This window comes from Aristaeella hokkaidonensis (genome assembly GCF_018128945.1).
Classification (GTDB): domain Bacteria; phylum Bacillota; class Clostridia; order Christensenellales; family Aristaeellaceae; genus Aristaeella; species Aristaeella hokkaidonensis.
This window is the reverse complement of sequence record NZ_CP068393.1, coordinates 21,558-39,337: the sequence shown is the minus strand read 5'-3', so window position 1 is coordinate 39,337 and position 17,780 is coordinate 21,558. Positions and strand designations below refer to the sequence as shown.

The window sequence follows — 17,780 nt, the reverse complement described above, 5'->3', positions numbered from 1 at the left end:
TGTGACTATCATGCTGGAACTCAGGAAACTGTCCGTCAATGACGGAATGGATGTATATCAGATGCTGCAGGATATTCCCCTGGATGAGAACGGCTTCCAGAACAACGTTAACGGGCTGTCCTATGAAGAATATAAAAGCTGGCTTGTCAAAAAAGCACAGGAGCCTGAACTGGACGGCATCGTTGACGGCTGGAAAGTTCCCTCTACCACCTACTGGCTGTATGCGGACGGGGTTCCTGTCGGCTTTGGCAAACTGCGGCATTGCCTGACCGATGCCCTGCGGAAGGCCGGCGGCCATATCGGCTACGGCATCGCGCCGCAGTATCGCGGCAAAGGCTACGGCAAAGAGCTTCTGCGTCTGCTGATCGGCGAAGCTTATAACAGGGGAATCGATAAAGTCCTGGTTACCATCCGCCTGGACAACAAGCCTTCCCAGGCTGTCGCGCTGGCCAACGGCGGTGTGATTACAGAGCAGACAGATGAGCGGTTGCTGATCTGGATCGATACAAAGCAGGTATGATCGGAGAGAAAAACATGGATTACAAAGCTTTCTGGCTGGATGTTCTTTCTCAGAACCGGGAACGTCTGCCTTCCTGGTTTAGGGAGGATGCCGTTATCCGCTGGCATTGTTCCAACGAGCAGTTCACAGTAGCGGAATACGTCCGGGTCAATTGTGATTATCCGAATGACTGGACCGGGGAAATCGAACGCGTTGAGGAATCCGGAAACACCGTCATCCTGGCCGGCCGGGTTTATCCCCTTGACAGGAGTATGTCCTTTCACGTTGTGAGCTTCCTCCGGATTGAAAATGGGAAAATCGTTGAAATGGATGAATATTGGGCGGATGATGGTGAAGCGCCCGACTGGCGCAGGAAGATGAAGATCGGCAAACCAATCCGGAATGCTGATCCGGGAGAACCGGAAAAATGAAAATTGCTGTCATATCGGATATTCACGGAAACCTGCCCGCACTCAAGGCTGTGCTTGCGGATGCGGAAAAGCAGGGGGTCTCGGAATATATTTTTGCCGGCGATTACTGTCTGAGCGGTCCATTCCCGGATGACTGCATCACCACAATCCGGCGGATTAAAAACAAACATATCATCCGTGGAAATGAAGAAAGCTACCTGGAAAACCTGATTGGAAAAGACCAGTGCAGCTGGACTGACGGCCAGATGCAGATTTCTTACTGGTGTTTCCGGAATATCAGTCCCGATAACCTCCGGTATCTGATGGATCTGCCGTACACGCTGGAATTCATCCGCAATGGTGTCCGCATCCATGTTTCACATGCTTCTTCCGGCTGGATCGGCAGCTGTGAATCCGGGACATGCGGACCTGTCGTCCTGGCGGAAAAATATGCCTGCTCCGCTGTCACACCGGAATCCCTTTCGTGCGATATCCGTAGTTTCTGGGATCAGGATACCGGATTCCGGGACCGGCTGTCCGAACTGGAAGAAGGTATTTATCTTTTCGGTCATACCCATGTGCAGTGGAGTTACAAAGCCCATAACAGGAACACATGGCTCATCAATCCCGGTTCCTGCGGCCTGCCCCTGGACGGAATCCTGAACAACGTCCCCTACACCGTAATCGACATCGCGGAAAACGGAACCGTGAAGATTGAAGAGATCCGGATTCCTTTCGACAAACAGCAGTATGAGGAGCTTCTGAAAACCACAACCCAGTTCACGGAAGCCAATATATGGAGCCGTGTCATCCTCAGGGAACTTCTCACAGCCCGGGAAAACATGACCTTCTTCCTTCAGCACGCCGAACAGTATGCCCGGGCAATCGGGGATTCCAGAAGGCCGTATGCCCTGGATACCTGGGAAAAAGCGTATGCAGACTGGATTGCTGAAGTCGGCAGGATCATTATCCCTGTTGATCAGTCAAACCTTTACCAGGCCGCGGAAATCCATTCTGTCTCCTGGCAGGATTCACACCGTTCCTTCTGTACCGCGGACTTTATCGCCCTGCACACGCCGGAGCATCAGCTGGAATATCTTGCAGAGAAGATCCGGCAGGGAAGCAAAGTATATATGCTGCTGGACGATGAGCCTGTCGGAATCGTCAGCCTCACCGGCAGCCTGATTGAAGACCTGTATATCATTCCGGATCGGCAGAACAAAGGCTATGGAACAGCCCTTCTGGAATATGCCGTCAGCCTGTGTCCGGACACGCCCACACTCTGGATTCTCGAAAACAATGTGAACGCGAAACGGCTGTACTGCCGGAAAGGCTTCCGGGAAACGGGAAACAGGAACAATATCACAGAGGGACTGGATGAAATCGAATTCGCCCTGATAAACAGGCAAGAGGAAAAATAAATGAAAACAATCGGATTAATCGGCGGGATGAGCTGGGAAAGCACCATTCCCTACTACAGAATCATTAATGAAAAGGTCAAGGAAACACTCGGCGGCCTGCACTCTGCCAGGATCATTCTCTACAGCGTTGAATTTGCCGAGATTGAGGAATGCCAGGCCACCGGCCAGTGGGACAAAAGCGCCGGTATTCTGGGAGACGCGGCGAAAAAGCTGGAAGCTGCCGGAGCGGACTTTATTGTTATCTGCACCAACACCATGCATAAGGTAGCTGATCAGATCCAGGCCGGAATCTCTGTTCCCGTTATCCATATTGCGGATGCGACAGCCGATAAGCTGGAGGCGGCAAACATCCGCAGGGTTGCCCTGCTCGGAACAAAGTATACGATGACCCAGGACTTCTATAAGTCCAGGCTGATTGCCAGGGGCTTTGACGTACTGATTCCGGACGAAAAAGACGTGGAAATCGTCAACAACGTAATCTATAAAGAACTGTGCCTGGGCAAGATCAGGGAAGATTCCCGGGCCGAATTCAGCCGTATCATTGCCGCCCTGAAGGAGAAAGGAGCGGAAGCCGTCATTCTCGGCTGTACGGAAATCGGCCTGCTGGTTCAGCAGGAATCCTCCGCGCTCAGGATTTTTGACACAACCGAAATTCATGCGGTCAGGGCCGCTGAACTTGCCTTGAAGGATTAATCTCACAATACGCAAATGAGCACCGCACTGCGGTGCTCATTTGCTTTGTACACACTTTCATGCGTTATTCTTCCCCGAAACCCGCATAAGGAATATCGTGGATCAGGCATTCCGCTGTCTCCCCGATGTCTTCCTCCTCCGGTTCTTCCCCTTCCCGTTCGCAGCATTCAAACTCATCAACAATGAATTCGATCAGCGTCATGTCAATGAACAGGGGAAGCTTCTCCAGCATCTCCTCGGATACGTCCGTTTCGCTTCTGTAGCCCTCAAGCACTGTATCAAAGTACCATTTCATATATGCCATGCGTTTCTTCGGATCCGGCTCATTCCGGAACCAGCCGACGCCGTGAGTCCAGACGTGAGCCAGGTCGAACATATACCAGCAGTAAATACAGTTGTCAAAATCGAACACAGTAATATCGCCGGTATTCATGTCCACATGGTAATTCCCGTCGCAGAAATCGAAATGAATCAGCCCGTAGTTCCCCGCGTCCATGGGCAGTTTCCCGTATTCATCCAGCCGTCTGTTAATGGCATCCTTCAGTTCCGCATAGGAATCCGGAATCAGGCGGTCAATATAATCCCGGTTGTATTTATCAAAGAATTCCGGGCGCCGGTGCACCGGTTTGAACTCCCTGGACAACCTGTGGATCACACCGAGCGCCTTGCCGGTGTTATAGAAGTATTCTTCAAGAGGTGCTCCCTCCCGGTAACGGTAGCCATTGTCACACAGCAGCATTCCTTTTGCGTAGGCAAACAGGCTGAGATAGATCTTCTGTCCATCCTTCTCAACGCATTCAACCATCCTGCCGTGAACAGATGGTATCACATCCGCCACCGGTGCCCCGTTCCGGGCCAGGTAGTGGACGAATTCCGTTTCTGCCAGGTAATCCTCTCCGGTCCGGTCGCCCAATTCCGATATGCGGAGTATATATTTCTTTTCCCCGTTCCGGCAGCAGATCAGGATACGGTTCCGTCCACCCGGATGTCCGGGGAATGGTTTGATTTCACAGTTCTCCAGTGCGTATAAAATGACCGCTTGTTCTTCAATGCTCTTCAATAATCATCTCTCCTTCCATTCGCTGTGTTTCCGTTGTTTTCGCTTATCCATGGCAATATTCATCATCTTTTCATTCTTTTTGATCTTGCTCCAGCTGTTTTCCTGTTCAAGGCGATTGTACAGTTCCCAGCGTTCGGGAGAAAGCGTGCCGTCCGCCAACGCATTACGAACAGCGCATCCTGGTTCGCTGCGGTGGGTACAGTCTGAGAAAGCACACTGGCTGATCAGTTCGGCTATATCAGTGAATGTACCGCTGATGCCTTCCTCTGCCGCAACCATCCCCAGTTCCCGCAGTCCGGGGGTGTCTATAAAGCTCACTCCGTTGATTTCGATGATTTCCCGGTGTGTGGTCGTATGCCTTCCCTTGGAGTCAGCCTCCCGGATCTCCCCGGTGCGCATAACCTCCTCCCCGGCCAGCGTATTGATCAGGGTGGATTTCCCCGCGCCGGAAGAACCCAGCAGGGCAATCGTCGTTCCTGGGATAAAATACTTCTGCAGCCGTTCCAGTCCAAAGCCTGTATAGGAACTTACCGCCACCGCCTCCATCTGCCCGCTCAGCGCGGCGGTTTCCCGTTCCTTTTCTTCAACGTCCGCACACTGGTCTGCCTTGGTCAGCACGGCCACCGGCACAGCGCCTCCGGCCGTTATCATGGAAGCATATCGTGCGATCCGGTTCAGGCTGAAATCCTGGTTCAGGGATGTGATAATAAACACATAATCCATATTGGCGATCAGCGGCTGCACCTGAATGGTTTTTGCGAATCCGTCAGCGTGCCCGCCCCGGTCCGGACGGTAAAACACCGTCCGCCGGGGCAGGATCGCCCGGATCAGGCTGTCGCCGAACGGATTCTCCGTAATTTCCACATAATCGCCCGCAACCGGATATTCATCACGGTATCGCAGGCTCCCGGTCAGCACGCAGTAAAGCTCTTTTGCCCCGTTCCTGACCAGGTATCGGTCCCTGTGGACCAGGATTACGCGATACTTTTCTTCCAAACGCTTATCCTCTCCTTTTGTTTGGTTTCCCGCCGGAAAATCCGGCTGAAAAAGCCCCTGCGGATCTTCTTTTCCACGGGTTCTCCCTCATTTCCGGTGTAGAAAGTCTCACCGGAAACGGTCATATAGTAAGGCTCATCACGCCGGAGTATTGTGTTTTCCACCATTTCCTTCTGCCAGAGATTGCCGGCGTACAGATTCCCGGGCAGCATTTCATGTATCTGTATATTCTTTTCCATAAATATTCCTTCCTTTTGCGGCGCGGCTTCCTTCGGGTATTCAGATACCCCCTCCCGCGAGTCTCTTCTGCTTTTTCTGTAACGTTGGCAGTATACCGGCTCATCTGCTCCGGTTCCTGTCCTTTTTTGCTTTTTTCTGTCAGTGCAAAAACTGTATTCCTGTCAAAAACCATTGTCTTTTATCTCCTTTCTTCGTTTGTTCTGTCCTGTTCACAGCACCTGAAGCCCATCTCTCCAAAGGTACCGGTACATGCAGTTTCATTGCTTGTTTCCTGATTGTCTTCCGGGATATCTCCGTACGTTATATAGATCATCCCGACCACCCCCTGTATTCTTTTTTACGCAGCAAAAAACCGCTTATCCGTTATGGACAAGCGGCCGATCATATGAAAACAGGCGCCGGAAGTTATTCCGGTTGGTTCTTCGTATGGTCAGATGTATTGCCATTACGGATGTGTTTTACAGTTTTAACGGTGGCTGTAAACCGTTTTACATTCATGAAGTTAACCATGCGAAGAACCTCCTTTCTTTTTTAATTGTGATCACTATAACTTACCAAAAGACACATGTCAAGCATTTTTTATTCAAACTGCGCACGGTACAGACGATAGTAGAACCCCCGCGCCTGCATCAGTTCGTCGTGCGTCCCTTGCTCCACAACGTCTCCCTGGTTTACTACCAGGATATTGTCAGCGTTCCGGATTGTGGATAGCCGGTGGGCGATTACAAAGCACGTCCGCCCTGTCATCAGCTTTCGCATAGCCCGCTGGATCTCCCGTTCTGTGGAAGTATCCACGTTGGAGGTTGCCTCATCCAGGATCAGCATATTGGAGGTATACAGCATTGCCCGGGCGATCGTCAGCAGCTGCTTCTGTCCCTTCGAAATGTTGCCGCCGTCCTCGCTGATTACTGTCTGGTATCCTTCCGGCAGCCGCATGATAAACGGATGGATATGGGCGGCCTTCGCCGCGGCCACCACCTCATCCATCGTGGCGTTTTCCTTGCCGTAGGCTATATTGTCAAAGATCGTGCCCCGGAACACCCAGGTGTCCTGCAGCACCATGGCATAAGCAGACCGCAGGCTTCTCCGGGTCAGCTCCCTTACGTCCTGTCCGTCCACGGTCACGCTGCCGCTGTCCACGTCGTAAAAACGCATCAACAGGTTGATGATCGTTGTTTTGCCGGCGCCGGTAGGGCCTACGATAGCCGTCAGCTTTCCTGCATCCGCCCGCATGGAAAGATCGTGGATAATGGTCCGGTCCGGGTCATAACCAAAGGACACCTTATTCAGCGCCACGTTGCCTTCCACGTCCGTCAGCGTCCGGGCACCCTCTGCATCCTTCAGTTCTTCCGGCTGATCCAGCAGGCCGAATACCCGTTCCGCCGCCGCCAGTGCGGAGAAGAGTTCGTTGATGATGTTCGCTACTTCGTTGATCGGACCGGAAAATTTCCGGGAATACAGCACAAAAGAAGAGATGTTTCCCAACCCGATGGCCCCGTTCATATACAGCACCGATCCCAGCAGGGTGATCAGGCTCAGGCCGATATTGTTGATAAAGCCGATCGTCGGACCGATGGTTGCCGCCAGGGAATCCGCGTCATAATACGCTTCCGCGGCCTGGTGGTTGATATCCTCATATTTATCGTCAATCTGGTCCTCATAGGCATAGGCCTGGATGGTCTTCTGCCCGGACAGCTGCTCTTCCACAAATCCGTTCATCGCTCCGTAGGACCTGGACCGTTTCACAAACCGGGGCTGGGTCTTCTTTCGCATGTGGGCGGTGAACACGATGGAAGCAGGCACCGTTACCAGCGTCACCAGGCTCAGTACCGGGGATATCCGGACCATCATGATCAGCGCGCCGGCTACCGTCACCACACTGGTCAGGATTGCCACCACATCCGTGGCCATACAGGTGCTGATTACGTCCACGTCATAGGATACCCGGCTGATGATATCTCCCGCCTGGTTCCGGTCAAAAAAGCCCACCGGCAGCCGCATCAGCTTGTCAAACACATCCTGCCGCATCTTCCGGCCCACACGTTTGGAAACATTCACCATAATCATATGAATCAGGATGGTGATCAGGGAAGAGCTCACGTATACTGCCAGCATCCGGACCGCATAGTAGGCGACCTTTTCGAAGTTCACCTTGTTTATTCCTGCCGCCGCCTCATTAATCGCGGATCCGGCCAGCGTCGGTCCCCACAGGCTCAGTACATTGCTGATCAGACACAGCACCGCCACCAGCAGGATCAGTGCTTTGAACGCGCCCAGGTAGGACAGCAGGCGCATAAAGGCTCCCTTTGAGTCCTTGGGTTTGGTCATAATGGAATCTCTGTTGGCCATTATTCCACCTCCCCCATCTGGGTTTGCTGGATCTCCCGGTAAACCGGGCATTCACGCATCAGTTCCTCATGCGTTCCCTTGCCGATCATTTCTCCTTCATCCAGCACAATGATTTCATCCAGGTTCATGATGGAAGAAACCCGCTGCGCAATGACGATCAGTGTCGTTCCGGTGTACCGGCTGCTGATGGCTTTTCGCAATTCGGCATCCGTCCGGTAATCCAGTGCGGAGGAGGAATCGTCCAGGATCAGGATATCCGGTTTCGCCGCCACGGCCCGGGCAATCAGCAGCCGCTGCTTCTGTCCGCCGGAGAAATTGCCGCCGTGAATTGCTGCCATGTGGTCAGCCCCGTCCTCATACCGGTTGACAAAATCAGCTGCCATGGCATCTCCCAGGGCTTCCTGCAGCCGCTCCTCATCCACGTTCCGGCCGAATACCACATTCTCCCGGATGCTGGAGGCAAAGATCGTATCATTCTGGAACACCGTGCCGAACCGGCGGCGCAGGGCATCCCGGTCCATCGTACGAACGTCCTGTCCGTCAATGAACACATGCCCTTCCCCGGGATCGTAAAAACGCATCAGCAGGTTGATGATCGTGGTTTTTCCGCTTCCCGTGGCGCCGATAATGCCCAGGGATCCACCCTTCCGGATCGTGAAATCCACGTCCTTCAGGCACTGCTGCCTGGAAGATCCCGCAAAAGCCGCAGAGTTCTGCGCTGCGTTCTCCCCGTTCCCCGCATAACTGAAGGTTACATGATCAAAAACAATGTGACCCTCCCGCTCCGTTGCGGCGCCTTTCTCTGCCGGCAGTACAGCCAGGTCTTCCTGCTGCTCTGTTGCCTCAGCGATACGGGCCGCGGAAGCATTAGCCTTGGAGAGCATCAGGAACACGCGGTTCAGGCCCATTACGCCCATCAGGATCATATTGAAGTATGTCAGGAAGGCCAGGATCACACCGGGCTGGGTCACGCCCGCGTTCACCCGTTTTGCGCCGATAAAAACAATCAGTGTCAGGCCGATATTCAGGAACAGCGTTACCACCGGGCCCGGCAGTGCCATAATGATACTTGCCTTGATATCCCGCCGGGAAGTCGTATCATTTGCCTCTCCAAAGCGCCGCATCTCAAAGGGTTCCTTGGAAAGCGCCTTCACCACCCGGATTCCGGAGATGTTTTCCCGCATGATGCGCACAATATCGTCCATCCCCCGCTGCACCATATCATACAGCGGAATGCCCTTGAAAGAGATAAACACCACCAGGCCGATCATAATCGGCGCCATGATGCACAGAATCAGCGCCAGGCCTGTATCCATAGTCAGCGTAATGACGATACCTCCGATCAGCATGATCGGCGCCCGGATACCCAGCGTCTGGGCAGCCCGGATAAAATTCTGCACATTGTACGTGTCAGAGGTCATCCTGGAAATCAGGGAAGGCAGGCCAATCTCATCTGTTTGCCCTCCGGACAGGTTCAGTGCTGAATGGAACAAGTCCCGCCGGATGGTAAAAATACTTTCCTTGGCAATCCACACCGCTTTCTTGTTTGCCGTCACATTCAGGAACCGAACCACACAGGCCAGCAGGATCATCGCCCCGCCCCACAGCAAAACCGGCGCCGTCTCCTTTTGCGGCACCACATGGTCCAGCAGATGTTCCATCACATAGGGAATCAGAAGCTCGGTCAGCGTTCCGGCCAGCTTCAGTCCCATACCGATCAGGATCATCCATTGATACTTTTTCAGATACTTCCAAAGAAACTTCATCTGTCCCCCCGGAGTTCCATTGATGCAGAGCCTTCCACACCGTTTTTGTTATGAAGCAGCCAGGCGGACAGTACCGCAATCAGAATAAGCAGGACAATCAGCGCCGTCAGGAAGATATCCGCACTTGGCAGGAAAGAGGTTGTTCCATCGCTGTTGGAAATGGTCGGCGCGTCCCGGAGTACCCATGCGCCGATCTGCGGACCGATGATGCCGGGAATCAGCACCTGCGAAAGGATCCGAAGTCCCTGGAAACGGCCTGCCATGTGTTCAGGGGTATAGTTGCGCAGCTGTGTGCCGTATGCGGCCATGCCGCTCAGGTAGCCGGACATCATCAGGAAGGAGCCGATAAACACCGGTATTTTCATCGCCATACCCTCGGCCTGAATCACAGAAGGCACCAGCCACAGCAGGACAAAACCCAGCGCCAGCAGGAACAGAGCCGGAAGGACTGTCTTTCGGAATCCAAAACGGTCAATCAGCCTGCCGAAGAAGAAGGTCACAGCCGCGGCCAGGATAATAGCCGGCGCCATAATCAGCACGTAGTCCGCCATACCCAGCGTCTGCTCATAGTAGATAATCAGGTAGGGCATGTAAATCTGAATGGAGATGTTGAAAATAATGAAGGCCGCCATGGAAAAATACAGCACGGCATTTTTCCGGATCACCGCCGGGCGAAACCCGTACAGGATTGTGGCAAAGTAGCCCAGGCTGTCCGGATTCCTGACCGGGGCTTCATCCACCAGGAAGAAACCCAGGATTCCGATCAGCAGGACCAGCCCGCCGATAATGCAGTATATGGCAGTCCAGCTGGAAGCCTGATCCAGGTCAAAGCCCATGAATCCGCCAAACACCACAAGAATGGAGATCAGGGGCATCATGGAGTTGATGCCTTCGGCCGCCCCGCGGTTGGTGGCGTCTGTGGAGTCTGTCAGCCAGGCATTGTAGGCGGCGTCATTCGCCGTGGATCCGAAGAAGGTCATCACGCAGTCCATGATAATGGTCAGCGTGATTCCGACGGTTGCCGCACCGGTCACCATGCCGAACAGGGAGGAAATTACGTCTGTCCGGATCAGGGCAAACGAGATAATGGAGATACCCCAGGCAATGTATCCGGCACACATAAAGATTTTTCGTTTCCCGATCCGGTCGGACAGGGCGCCCATCAGGATGGTGGTCAGCGTCGCCGCGATCGCGCTGGCAGTAACCATCAGGGCAATATCCGACGCGGAAGCCCGGAACATCTTATAGATGAACACGTTGAAATACATATTCTCCACGACCCAGGCAATCTGGCCGGTAAGGGAGAATATAATCAGGGCAATCTGGAATTTACGGTTCTTCATCATAAGAAACACCTCTGCTGCCTGTCTGTTTTCATGCCTGTTCTTTGATTGCCTTACAGAGCCTGTCGGAAACATCCCGGAACTCCTCCGGGGTCACTTTGGCTTCCTTCCGGTCAAAGGTCAGAAGCCCGTTGGTTTCATCCTCAACGTCCGAAACCTGGGTATATACCCCGGCGCACAGTCCCCGGGAAATCATGGGAAGCACCTCTTCCAGGTACAGTGCCTTCAGGTCGCGTACGAACGTCTCCCGATTCTCGTACTTCTTGTATCCGTAGGTCTTTTCCAGGTTAAAGCTGTGCTCCGGAATCTTGAGGGACCATCCGCCGAATTCTGACAGAAACTGCGGCCGGTCCTGTTTTCCGGTCCGAAGCTTTTTGAAATAGATATGGAGGCTTTCCACGTCGCTCAGTTTCCGGGCAAACCAGCCTGAAGTGCTGTCAACAAACCGTGTGCCGTCCAGCGCTTTCAGCCGGCGGAAAGCGTCATCTGCCCGGAACTGACCCCATCCTTCGTTGAAGATGGTCCACAGGCAGATGCATGGATGATTGCCCAGCAGCCGGACCGTCTCATCCATGGTCTTCAGGAAGTTTTCCCTTGCAGCCTGGTCCCGGTTCAGGCGGGCGTCATTCAGGGGCTTCCATCCAGCCGTCGGCAGGATGGTATCGCGAAGGAAATGATACTCTCCGCAGTTCACCATATCCTGGAAAACAATCATGCCCAGCCGGTCACAGTCATAGTAGAACTGCTCCGGTTCAATTTTGATGTGTTTACGCAGCATGTTGAACCCCAGCGCCTTCATGGCCAGGATATCCGATTCATAACAGGAGGAAGCCGCCGGCGTATACAGGCCGTCGCTCCAGTATCCCTGGTCCAGCAGGCCGTGGAAAAAATACGGTTCCCCGTTCAGGCAAAGCCGCGGGATTCCGCTGATGCGTTCCACTGTCAGTGTCCTCAGGGCAAAATATGATTCCGCCCGATCCTCGCCAGCGGTCACGGTAAACCGGTACAGGTACGGGTTTTCCGGGCACCAGCAGTTTGGATCTTTCACATCGATCCGGACCATACCACGGACCAGGGGATAGCAGACGCCGTTCATCTCAACAGCTCCGTCATCGGCGCCGTTCACAGTGATTTCCGCGTAATCCCTGCCCGTATGAATCGTCAGGGTGTGGATATACCGTTCCGGAACCGGTTCAATCCAGACTGTCTGCCAGATACCGGACACCGGGGTATACCACATGCCGCCCCGCTTTTCTTTCTGTTTTCCCCAGGGATGCTGATGGGACAGATCGTTGACGGCAGTGACAGATATTTCGTTTTCTCCTTCGCAGATCAGGTCTGTGATATCCGCGGAGAAAGGAAGATAGCTCTCTTCATGGGAAACCGCTTCCTTCCCGTTAATCCTGACCGTTGCTTTCCGGCTGACAGCCCCGAAGTGAAGCAGGATCCGTTTCCCTTCCCATTCCTCCGGCACGGTGAAGCATCTGGAATATACCATCTCCCGGCCGTATTCCATTTTTATGTTGACGCCCGAGAGCAAACTTTCAGGGCAGAAGGGAACATTGATTTCTGTTTCCGTCCCGCCGCAGGTGAAATGCCATTTTCCGTTCAGGCACAGCCAGTCTTTCCGTACCAGCTGCGGACGTGGGTACGTATTCCAGGGAGTACCGGACAGCGTTTCTCCGGCTGATGTAAATAGCCTCTGCATTGGAATCCTCCGGCTTTTTATGTATTCCACAGCTGATGTTCCTTCAGCCAGGCCACAGATTTCTTCAGTGCTTCAATCGTCTTCGTTTCCAGGACGCACCGTGCGTTCCGCTGAGCGGCCAGCTGAAGTCTTGCCATCAGGTCCAGTTCCCCGTCTCCCAGCGCCAGATGGTTCTTCGCCGGTGTCTCCGTTGCGTCATGGATATGGAAATGGATCAGCCTGTCCTGATGTTCCGTGATAAACGGAACGTCTGTCTCATGAATGGCTTTGGAATGGCCGATATCCCAGGTCAGTCCGAAAACCGGGCTTTCCAGCAGATACCGGATGGCTTCCTTCTCATAGCTGCGGAATCCGTCCGTATTTTCAACAGCAATACGGATATCAGCCTCGCCGATCCATTCCTCACACAGTGAACGGAACGCAGCAAAGGATTTCATGTATGTTTCAAAATCCCGCTCATACATCTGCACCTTCCTGTCCGGAAGGGTGATGTAGATTCCGGGATTCATATGCATATTCAGTGTCAGCGGCCTTCTTTCCGGATCATAACGATCCCGTAATGCCATCAGCTTTTGGGACACCGCAACAGACTGCCGGACGGTTTCCAGATACGCGTCAGAAACCAGCCGGTTGAAATCCGCAATATTCAGGTTTTCATCCAGGTGAATGGTAAAGTAGATCCCGGCCTTTTCCGCGGCCCGGATCAGTTCATCCGTCTTCTGCAGTTCATCCGTCTGATACTCCGGGAAATTCATGTTCAGTTCAATAAAACGCAGGCCGAGGCTTTCGCACAGGTCAATATTGTCCTGCAGCGTGTGGTTCTCGATCAGGGTCAGCATACCGAAATGAATCATGTGAATTTCCCCTCCGGATATACGTTTTTTAATTCACCCCGCGGAAGCCCTTGCCAATAATCTCCGTGCTGGAAGTGATAATCATAAAGGCCGCCGGATCCTGCTTGTGAATATAGTTCCGCAGCAGCACCGCCTCATGCCTGGACACTACGGTCAGCAGCACGGTCTTTCCCTCATGGGTATAGGAGCCCTCCCCGTGCAGCCGGGTTGCGCCGCGGTGAAGCTCTGCGGTAATAAACTGTTCAATGGGTTCAGGATGGGAAGTGATGATCTGGAAGCACTTCTTGGTTTTCAGGTTGTCTGTCACCAGGTCCATGAACAGTGATTTGATAATCAGTCCCAGGATGGAGAACAGTCCCGTCTCCATGCCGAAGGCAAAGCAGGCAGACACTGTGATGATGATGTCGCTGCACAGCAGGGCAATACCGATGTTCAGCGCCGTATGCTTCTTCAGGATCATCGCGATGATATCCGTTCCGCCGGAGGAAGCATCCAGGTTAAACAGGATTGCCGAACCCACCGCCGGAAGTCCCACGGCAAAAAGCAGTTCCACCAGGGGCTGGGACGTCATCGGAGCGCTCATCGGGCAGACAATTTCCAGCAGCTGTAATGTGCCGGACATCAGCAGGGAGGCATATACTGTCCTGACTCCGAAGGACTTTCCGAAAACCGCAAATCCCAGGGCCAGCAGGGCAATATTGATGATCGTCACCAGTGTACCGGGAGTAATGGACGGAACGTAGTGTCCCAGAACAATGGCAATACCCGTCACACCGCCGGTGGAGAAATGATTCGGGAATTTGAAGAAATAGATACCGACCGTCATGATCAGGATACCGACTGTGATATAGATCCATTCCTTCAGGGTTACCTTCTGTTCCTTGGACATTTTGCTTCTCCTCGTCTCCGGGAAAAAGATCTTCTTTTTCCTCATTAACGATTATTATACCATGTTCCTGCCCCAATCATAAAGCACGAAAATGCGGCAGATTTCTCTGCCGCACAAACAGTCATTAAGATCGATAGCATATTTTTCCCACTGAGTCACTGTGTTGTATAAGGGAAAAGTCTATTTTATCCTTCAACACTTACGGCCCCCCTTACGTTCAGCCAAGGCAGAAGAGTAACTACAACGTTCGTCGTCAGACGAACATATCATGTTCGACGCAGTCGAACCTATCATATCGGCATGAAGCCGATATATCATGTTGCGCAGCAACATATCATTCTTTTGCGCAGCAAAAGACAATTCTTCATCGAAGAAACCGCTTCCCTTCGGAAGCGGGTTCCTCCACCATTCTTAAGTTTTAAGTCTTAAGTTTTCAGTATTCATTAGGAAAAAAAGCTCCTACCTCCTACCTCCTACTTCCTACCTCTCTTAGAGCTTCAGGTCCACTTCTTCAAACTTCTTCGTGCTCATCTGCACGCTCTTCGCCGTTCCTGCCACGAACAGGGCCAGACCTGCCAGCGCAAACAGCGCCTTGTCGCTCATATTGCGCGGATCAGGCTGATCCAGCACATCCCGGAAGAACGGTACCGCATAGGTCGAAACAGTCTCAATGATAATCCAAAGGAATACTGCCACGGCCGCAAAGCCGAATGCCTTCCCCGGCTTATTGATATCCTTGTAGTATACCGGGAAAAAGATCATATTGAAGATCGCAAAGATGATCATTCCACTGCCGATCAGTGCCAGTCCCGCATCCATTCCGGCCGGGTTCGGTGTATTCCCGATGGCGTATTTGATCAGGATAAACAGGCCCATAACCGCCAGATCGATCACTTCCAGAAGGGTGCAGAAAAGAATTCTTCCCTTTACTGCATCCCCGCGGGAGACCGGCAGCATAAGCGTATAAGTCGCGTCATGGTTTTCCCTGGCCGTCAGGCAGACAAAGAAAATCGCCAGTCCCATATAGAAACAGCTCACGCCGTAGGGATAGCCCGGAACCAGGATCAGCGCGGCGCACATCAGCATGATGTAGGCTGTGGGATGTATGCACAGTTTCCATTCCTTCATCAGCAGTTTCATGCCTCTTCCGCCTCCTTTTCCAGATGAATCATGATTTCTTCCAGGGTTGCCTCCCGGGTTTCAAAAGCAGCCGCGTTGTCTTTCCGGATGAGCACCGTATACCCGTCCCGGATCCGGCAGCGTCCGCAGGCCGCTTCCTGCATTGCCGGGGGAATATCCGTCCCGCACTCCGCGATCCGCCAGGCGTCCCGGAAGCCTTCCAGCGTGTCATCCGCTTTCAGTTCTCCCTGCTGAAGGAACAAAATCCTGTCCGCGCATTTCTCCAGGTCGGACGTAATATGGGTGGAAAAGAAAACCGTCTTTCCCTCATCCTTCAGTTTCAGGAAAACCTCCACCAGTTCCTCCCGGCTCACAGGATCCAGGCCGCTGGTCGGTTCGTCCAGGATCAGCAGCTCCGCCCCGTGGCTGAGGGCCAGGGCCAGCGCATATTTAATCTTCATGCCGTTGGACAGTTCCGCCGGAGTTTTCTCCTCATCCAGTCCGAAAACACTCATCCACTTCCGGTATGCAGTATCATCCCATCCGGGATAGAATGTCCTGGTCACCGCGGTAATCGCCTTCAGCTTTTTCCGGGTATAGTAGGTCATGCCGGCAGAAACGAAGCCGATCCTTTCCTTGATCTCCCGGTCGTGTTCCGGATAATCCAGTCCGAAAAAGGAGATCTCTCCGGCATCCGGGCGTACAAACGACAGCATGGAATTGATTGTGGTCGTTTTGCCGGCGCCGTTCCGGCCGATAAAGCCGGTGATGGTTCCCGGCACCAGGCTGAAGGACACATCTCTCAGCTGAAAAGCCGGGTAGTTTTTGCACAGTCCCTGAACCGCCAGGGGCGTTTTCATTTCATAATCCATTCTTAATTTCCTCCGCAACAGCCATAAAGAACTCTGCGTTCACCAGTGCGATGCCGCTGTTCTCATCCCCCAGTACCATCAGCTGGTCTCCGGGGTTGATATTGAATACGCGCCTTGCCCGGACCGGGATCACAATCTGTCCCTTGTCACCCACTGTCACCACACCGAACATGTGTTTCCCGCGCATGCCGGGACGACTGTCCAGTTCATCCTCCGGAGCGTTGACCAGATCGTCCAGGGAAACCTCCAGCACGGACGCCAGCCTTCCGGACATTTCCAGATCCGGCGTACTCTCCTCTGTTTCCCATTTGGCAATGGTCTGGCGGGCGACGCCGACTTTTTCCGCCAGCGTTTCCTGGGTCAGGTTCATCATTTTCCGCAGTTTCTGAAGATTCTTCCCGATCATACATTTCCCACCTTTCGAACAAAATGATACGCCCGGATATAATGCTGGTCAACCATCCAGCGCTGACATTCCGATTCCGGAATGTTAATTCTCGTTGACAAAAACACAGCAATTTTTATCTATTGTCTTCCAGGTGCAGGTGACATATCATAAAACCGACCTGATCATTGTGTATAAGGAGGGTTCTTATGCTAAAACTGTTCATCATCCTGATGCTGATCGTCTGCCTGGTTTGCTGTTCTGTATCAGCCCTTGCTGAATCCGCTTCCAGTCTTCCGGATCTCCCGGACAGGCTTCCCCTTGAATACAAGAAAATCCTGAAGGAAGGCGGCACAGTCCGGAAGATTGAGTATCCCTCGAAGGATTATTATGGAGATCAGAAAGACATTATGAAGCCCGCGCTGGTCTATCTGCCTGCCGGTTATTCAGAGGATCAGCAGTATGACCTGCTTGTCCTCTGCCACGGCGTCGGAGGAACCGAAAAGGAATGGGGATTCCTGAGCCTCAACTGCCCCGGCAAATGTGCCGTGGACAACCTGATTGCCAACGGGGAAATCAAACCGCTGATCATCGTCATGCCCAATGGTCGTTCCACCGAAGACTGCGGCAATACAGACTGGAGCAACATGCAGGCCTTCTATTCCTTCGGTCAGGAAATCCGCAACGACCTGCTGCCCTGGATGGATGCCCACTATGCCACCTATGGCGCCGGACTGGATGACCTGAGCGCATCCCGTGATCACAGGTACATGGCCGGCCTTTCAATGGGCGGTATGCAGACAATCAATATCGGCATGTGCGAATGCATGGATCTGTTCTCCGCTTTCGGCGCTTTCTCTGCCGCGCCCACCAGCTATCCGGCATCCAAAGTTGCCGCAGAGATCAAAAAGTTTGACAGCTATCCCATCCGTTATTTCTATAACATCTGCGGAACCGGGGACAGCATCGCCTATGCTTCTGCCTCCTCTGCCGCCAAAGAGCTGCCGAAATATACCGATCAGCTGACAGAAGCCAACTGGCACTGGCAGGAATGCCCCGGAGATCACAACTTTGACATCTGGTATCTGGGTCTTTTCAACTTCCTCCGGATCCTGGGGAACTGACGCCCTGAACCCTTTGCAGAGAAGCCATCAGAAAAACATCCCGGCGCTTGAA

General features: G+C 53.1%; 17 protein-coding genes. 5 read left to right on the top strand and 12 right to left on the bottom strand.

What is annotated here, in order from left to right:
- Nucleotides 1-10: 10 nt before the first annotated feature.
- The 4 genes from JYE49_RS00185 to JYE49_RS00170 are packed head-to-tail and all read left to right on the top strand — an operon-like array spanning nucleotide 11 to nucleotide 3,023.
- On the top strand, nucleotides 11-520 hold the full coding sequence (locus tag JYE49_RS00185; protein WP_283399339.1) for a GNAT family N-acetyltransferase: 510 nt from the start codon (nucleotides 11-13) through the stop codon (nucleotides 518-520).
- Nucleotides 521-534: 14 nt separating this feature from the next.
- Entirely contained in the window at nucleotides 535-930 is a 396-nt protein-coding gene (locus JYE49_RS00180) for a nuclear transport factor 2 family protein (RefSeq protein ID WP_093956751.1), read from the top strand.
- Entirely contained in the window at nucleotides 927-2,330 is a 1,404-nt protein-coding gene (locus tag JYE49_RS00175) for a GNAT family N-acetyltransferase (RefSeq protein WP_093956752.1), read from the top strand. The genes JYE49_RS00180 and JYE49_RS00175 overlap by 4 nt, the downstream gene beginning before the upstream one ends.
- Nucleotides 2,331-3,023 (top strand): aspartate/glutamate racemase family protein, encoded by a 693-nt coding sequence (locus JYE49_RS00170; RefSeq protein WP_093956753.1) that lies wholly within the window; start codon nucleotides 2,331-2,333, stop codon nucleotides 3,021-3,023.
- 64 nt (nucleotides 3,024-3,087) lie between these two features.
- Here the strand turns inward: JYE49_RS00170 and JYE49_RS00165 are convergent, their stop codons facing one another.
- From JYE49_RS00165 to JYE49_RS00110, 12 genes are all read right to left on the bottom strand, one after another.
- Nucleotides 3,088-4,083, bottom strand: a complete 996-nt coding sequence (locus JYE49_RS00165) for a phosphotransferase enzyme family protein (RefSeq protein WP_283399340.1) — start codon at nucleotides 4,081-4,083, stop codon at nucleotides 3,088-3,090.
- Nucleotides 4,084-4,086: 3 nt separating this feature from the next.
- Nucleotides 4,087-5,079: a ribosome small subunit-dependent GTPase A gene (rsgA, locus tag JYE49_RS00160; protein ID WP_093956754.1), complete on the bottom strand. Its 993-nt coding sequence runs from the start codon at nucleotides 5,077-5,079 to the stop codon at nucleotides 4,087-4,089.
- Nucleotides 5,058-5,318, bottom strand: a complete 261-nt coding sequence (locus tag JYE49_RS00155) for a hypothetical protein (RefSeq protein WP_093956755.1) — start codon at nucleotides 5,316-5,318, stop codon at nucleotides 5,058-5,060. The genes rsgA and JYE49_RS00155 overlap by 22 nt, the downstream gene beginning before the upstream one ends.
- A gap of 580 nt (nucleotides 5,319-5,898) precedes the next feature.
- Entirely contained in the window at nucleotides 5,899-7,668 is a 1,770-nt protein-coding gene (locus JYE49_RS00150) for an ABC transporter ATP-binding protein (RefSeq protein ID WP_093956756.1), read from the bottom strand.
- Nucleotides 7,668-9,434 (bottom strand): ABC transporter ATP-binding protein, encoded by a 1,767-nt coding sequence (locus JYE49_RS00145; RefSeq protein ID WP_093956757.1) that lies wholly within the window; start codon nucleotides 9,432-9,434, stop codon nucleotides 7,668-7,670. The genes JYE49_RS00150 and JYE49_RS00145 overlap by 1 nt, the downstream gene beginning before the upstream one ends.
- The gene (locus tag JYE49_RS00140) at nucleotides 9,431-10,780 is read right to left on the bottom strand and encodes an MFS transporter (RefSeq protein ID WP_179217276.1); all 1,350 of its coding nucleotides are present in this window, start codon (nucleotides 10,778-10,780) and stop codon (nucleotides 9,431-9,433) included. The genes JYE49_RS00145 and JYE49_RS00140 overlap by 4 nt, the downstream gene beginning before the upstream one ends.
- A 28-nt stretch (nucleotides 10,781-10,808) precedes the next feature.
- A complete protein-coding gene (locus tag JYE49_RS00135) occupies nucleotides 10,809-12,485 on the bottom strand; it encodes a glycoside hydrolase family 2 protein (RefSeq protein ID WP_093956759.1) in 1,677 nt (558 codons plus the stop codon).
- A gap of 17 nt (nucleotides 12,486-12,502) precedes the next feature.
- Complete coding sequence (locus tag JYE49_RS00130; protein WP_283399341.1) at nucleotides 12,503-13,339, bottom strand: sugar phosphate isomerase/epimerase family protein; 837 nt, start codon at nucleotides 13,337-13,339, stop codon at nucleotides 12,503-12,505.
- Nucleotides 13,340-13,367: 28 nt separating this feature from the next.
- Entirely contained in the window at nucleotides 13,368-14,228 is an 861-nt protein-coding gene (locus JYE49_RS00125; RefSeq protein WP_093956760.1) for a YitT family protein, read from the bottom strand.
- A 489-nt stretch (nucleotides 14,229-14,717) separates the two neighbouring features.
- Entirely contained in the window at nucleotides 14,718-15,368 is a 651-nt protein-coding gene (locus JYE49_RS00120; protein ID WP_093956761.1) for an ABC-2 transporter permease, read from the bottom strand.
- Nucleotides 15,365-16,219: an ABC transporter ATP-binding protein gene (locus JYE49_RS00115; protein WP_283399342.1), complete on the bottom strand. Its 855-nt coding sequence runs from the start codon at nucleotides 16,217-16,219 to the stop codon at nucleotides 15,365-15,367. Before JYE49_RS00115 ends, JYE49_RS00120 begins: the two co-directional genes overlap by 4 nt.
- Nucleotides 16,209-16,625: a helix-turn-helix domain-containing protein gene (locus JYE49_RS00110; protein WP_093956762.1), complete on the bottom strand. Its 417-nt coding sequence runs from the start codon at nucleotides 16,623-16,625 to the stop codon at nucleotides 16,209-16,211. Before JYE49_RS00110 ends, JYE49_RS00115 begins: the two co-directional genes overlap by 11 nt.
- Before the next feature lie 188 nt (nucleotides 16,626-16,813).
- Between JYE49_RS00110 and JYE49_RS00105 the strand changes: the two genes are divergently transcribed.
- Nucleotides 16,814-17,728 (top strand): alpha/beta hydrolase, encoded by a 915-nt coding sequence (locus tag JYE49_RS00105; protein WP_093956763.1) that lies wholly within the window; start codon nucleotides 16,814-16,816, stop codon nucleotides 17,726-17,728.
- The last annotated feature ends 52 nt before the right edge of the window (nucleotides 17,729-17,780 follow it).

Coding starts and splice junctions, on each gene's coding strand:
- JYE49_RS00185 (WP_283399339.1), top strand. CDS start 11: ATGCTGGAACTCAGGAAACTGTCCGTCAATGACGGAATGGATGTATAT.
- JYE49_RS00180 (WP_093956751.1), top strand. CDS start 535: ATGGATTACAAAGCTTTCTGGCTGGATGTTCTTTCTCAGAACCGGGAA.
- JYE49_RS00175 (WP_093956752.1), top strand. CDS start 927: ATGAAAATTGCTGTCATATCGGATATTCACGGAAACCTGCCCGCACTC.
- JYE49_RS00170 (WP_093956753.1), top strand. CDS start 2,331: ATGAAAACAATCGGATTAATCGGCGGGATGAGCTGGGAAAGCACCATT.
- JYE49_RS00155 (WP_093956755.1), bottom strand. CDS start 5,318: ATGGAAAAGAATATACAGATACATGAAATGCTGCCCGGGAATCTGTAC.
- JYE49_RS00150 (WP_093956756.1), bottom strand. CDS start 7,668: ATGGCCAACAGAGATTCCATTATGACCAAACCCAAGGACTCAAAGGGA.
- JYE49_RS00145 (WP_093956757.1), bottom strand. CDS start 9,434: ATGAAGTTTCTTTGGAAGTATCTGAAAAAGTATCAATGGATGATCCTG.
- JYE49_RS00140 (WP_179217276.1), bottom strand. CDS start 10,780: ATGATGAAGAACCGTAAATTCCAGATTGCCCTGATTATATTCTCCCTT.
- JYE49_RS00135 (WP_093956759.1), bottom strand. CDS start 12,485: ATGCAGAGGCTATTTACATCAGCCGGAGAAACGCTGTCCGGTACTCCC.
- JYE49_RS00130 (WP_283399341.1), bottom strand. CDS start 13,339: ATGATTCATTTCGGTATGCTGACCCTGATCGAGAACCACACGCTGCAG.
- JYE49_RS00125 (WP_093956760.1), bottom strand. CDS start 14,228: ATGTCCAAGGAACAGAAGGTAACCCTGAAGGAATGGATCTATATCACA.
- JYE49_RS00120 (WP_093956761.1), bottom strand. CDS start 15,368: ATGAAACTGCTGATGAAGGAATGGAAACTGTGCATACATCCCACAGCC.
- JYE49_RS00115 (WP_283399342.1), bottom strand. CDS start 16,219: ATGGATTATGAAATGAAAACGCCCCTGGCGGTTCAGGGACTGTGCAAA.
- JYE49_RS00110 (WP_093956762.1), bottom strand. CDS start 16,625: ATGATCGGGAAGAATCTTCAGAAACTGCGGAAAATGATGAACCTGACC.
- JYE49_RS00105 (WP_093956763.1), top strand. CDS start 16,814: ATGCTAAAACTGTTCATCATCCTGATGCTGATCGTCTGCCTGGTTTGC.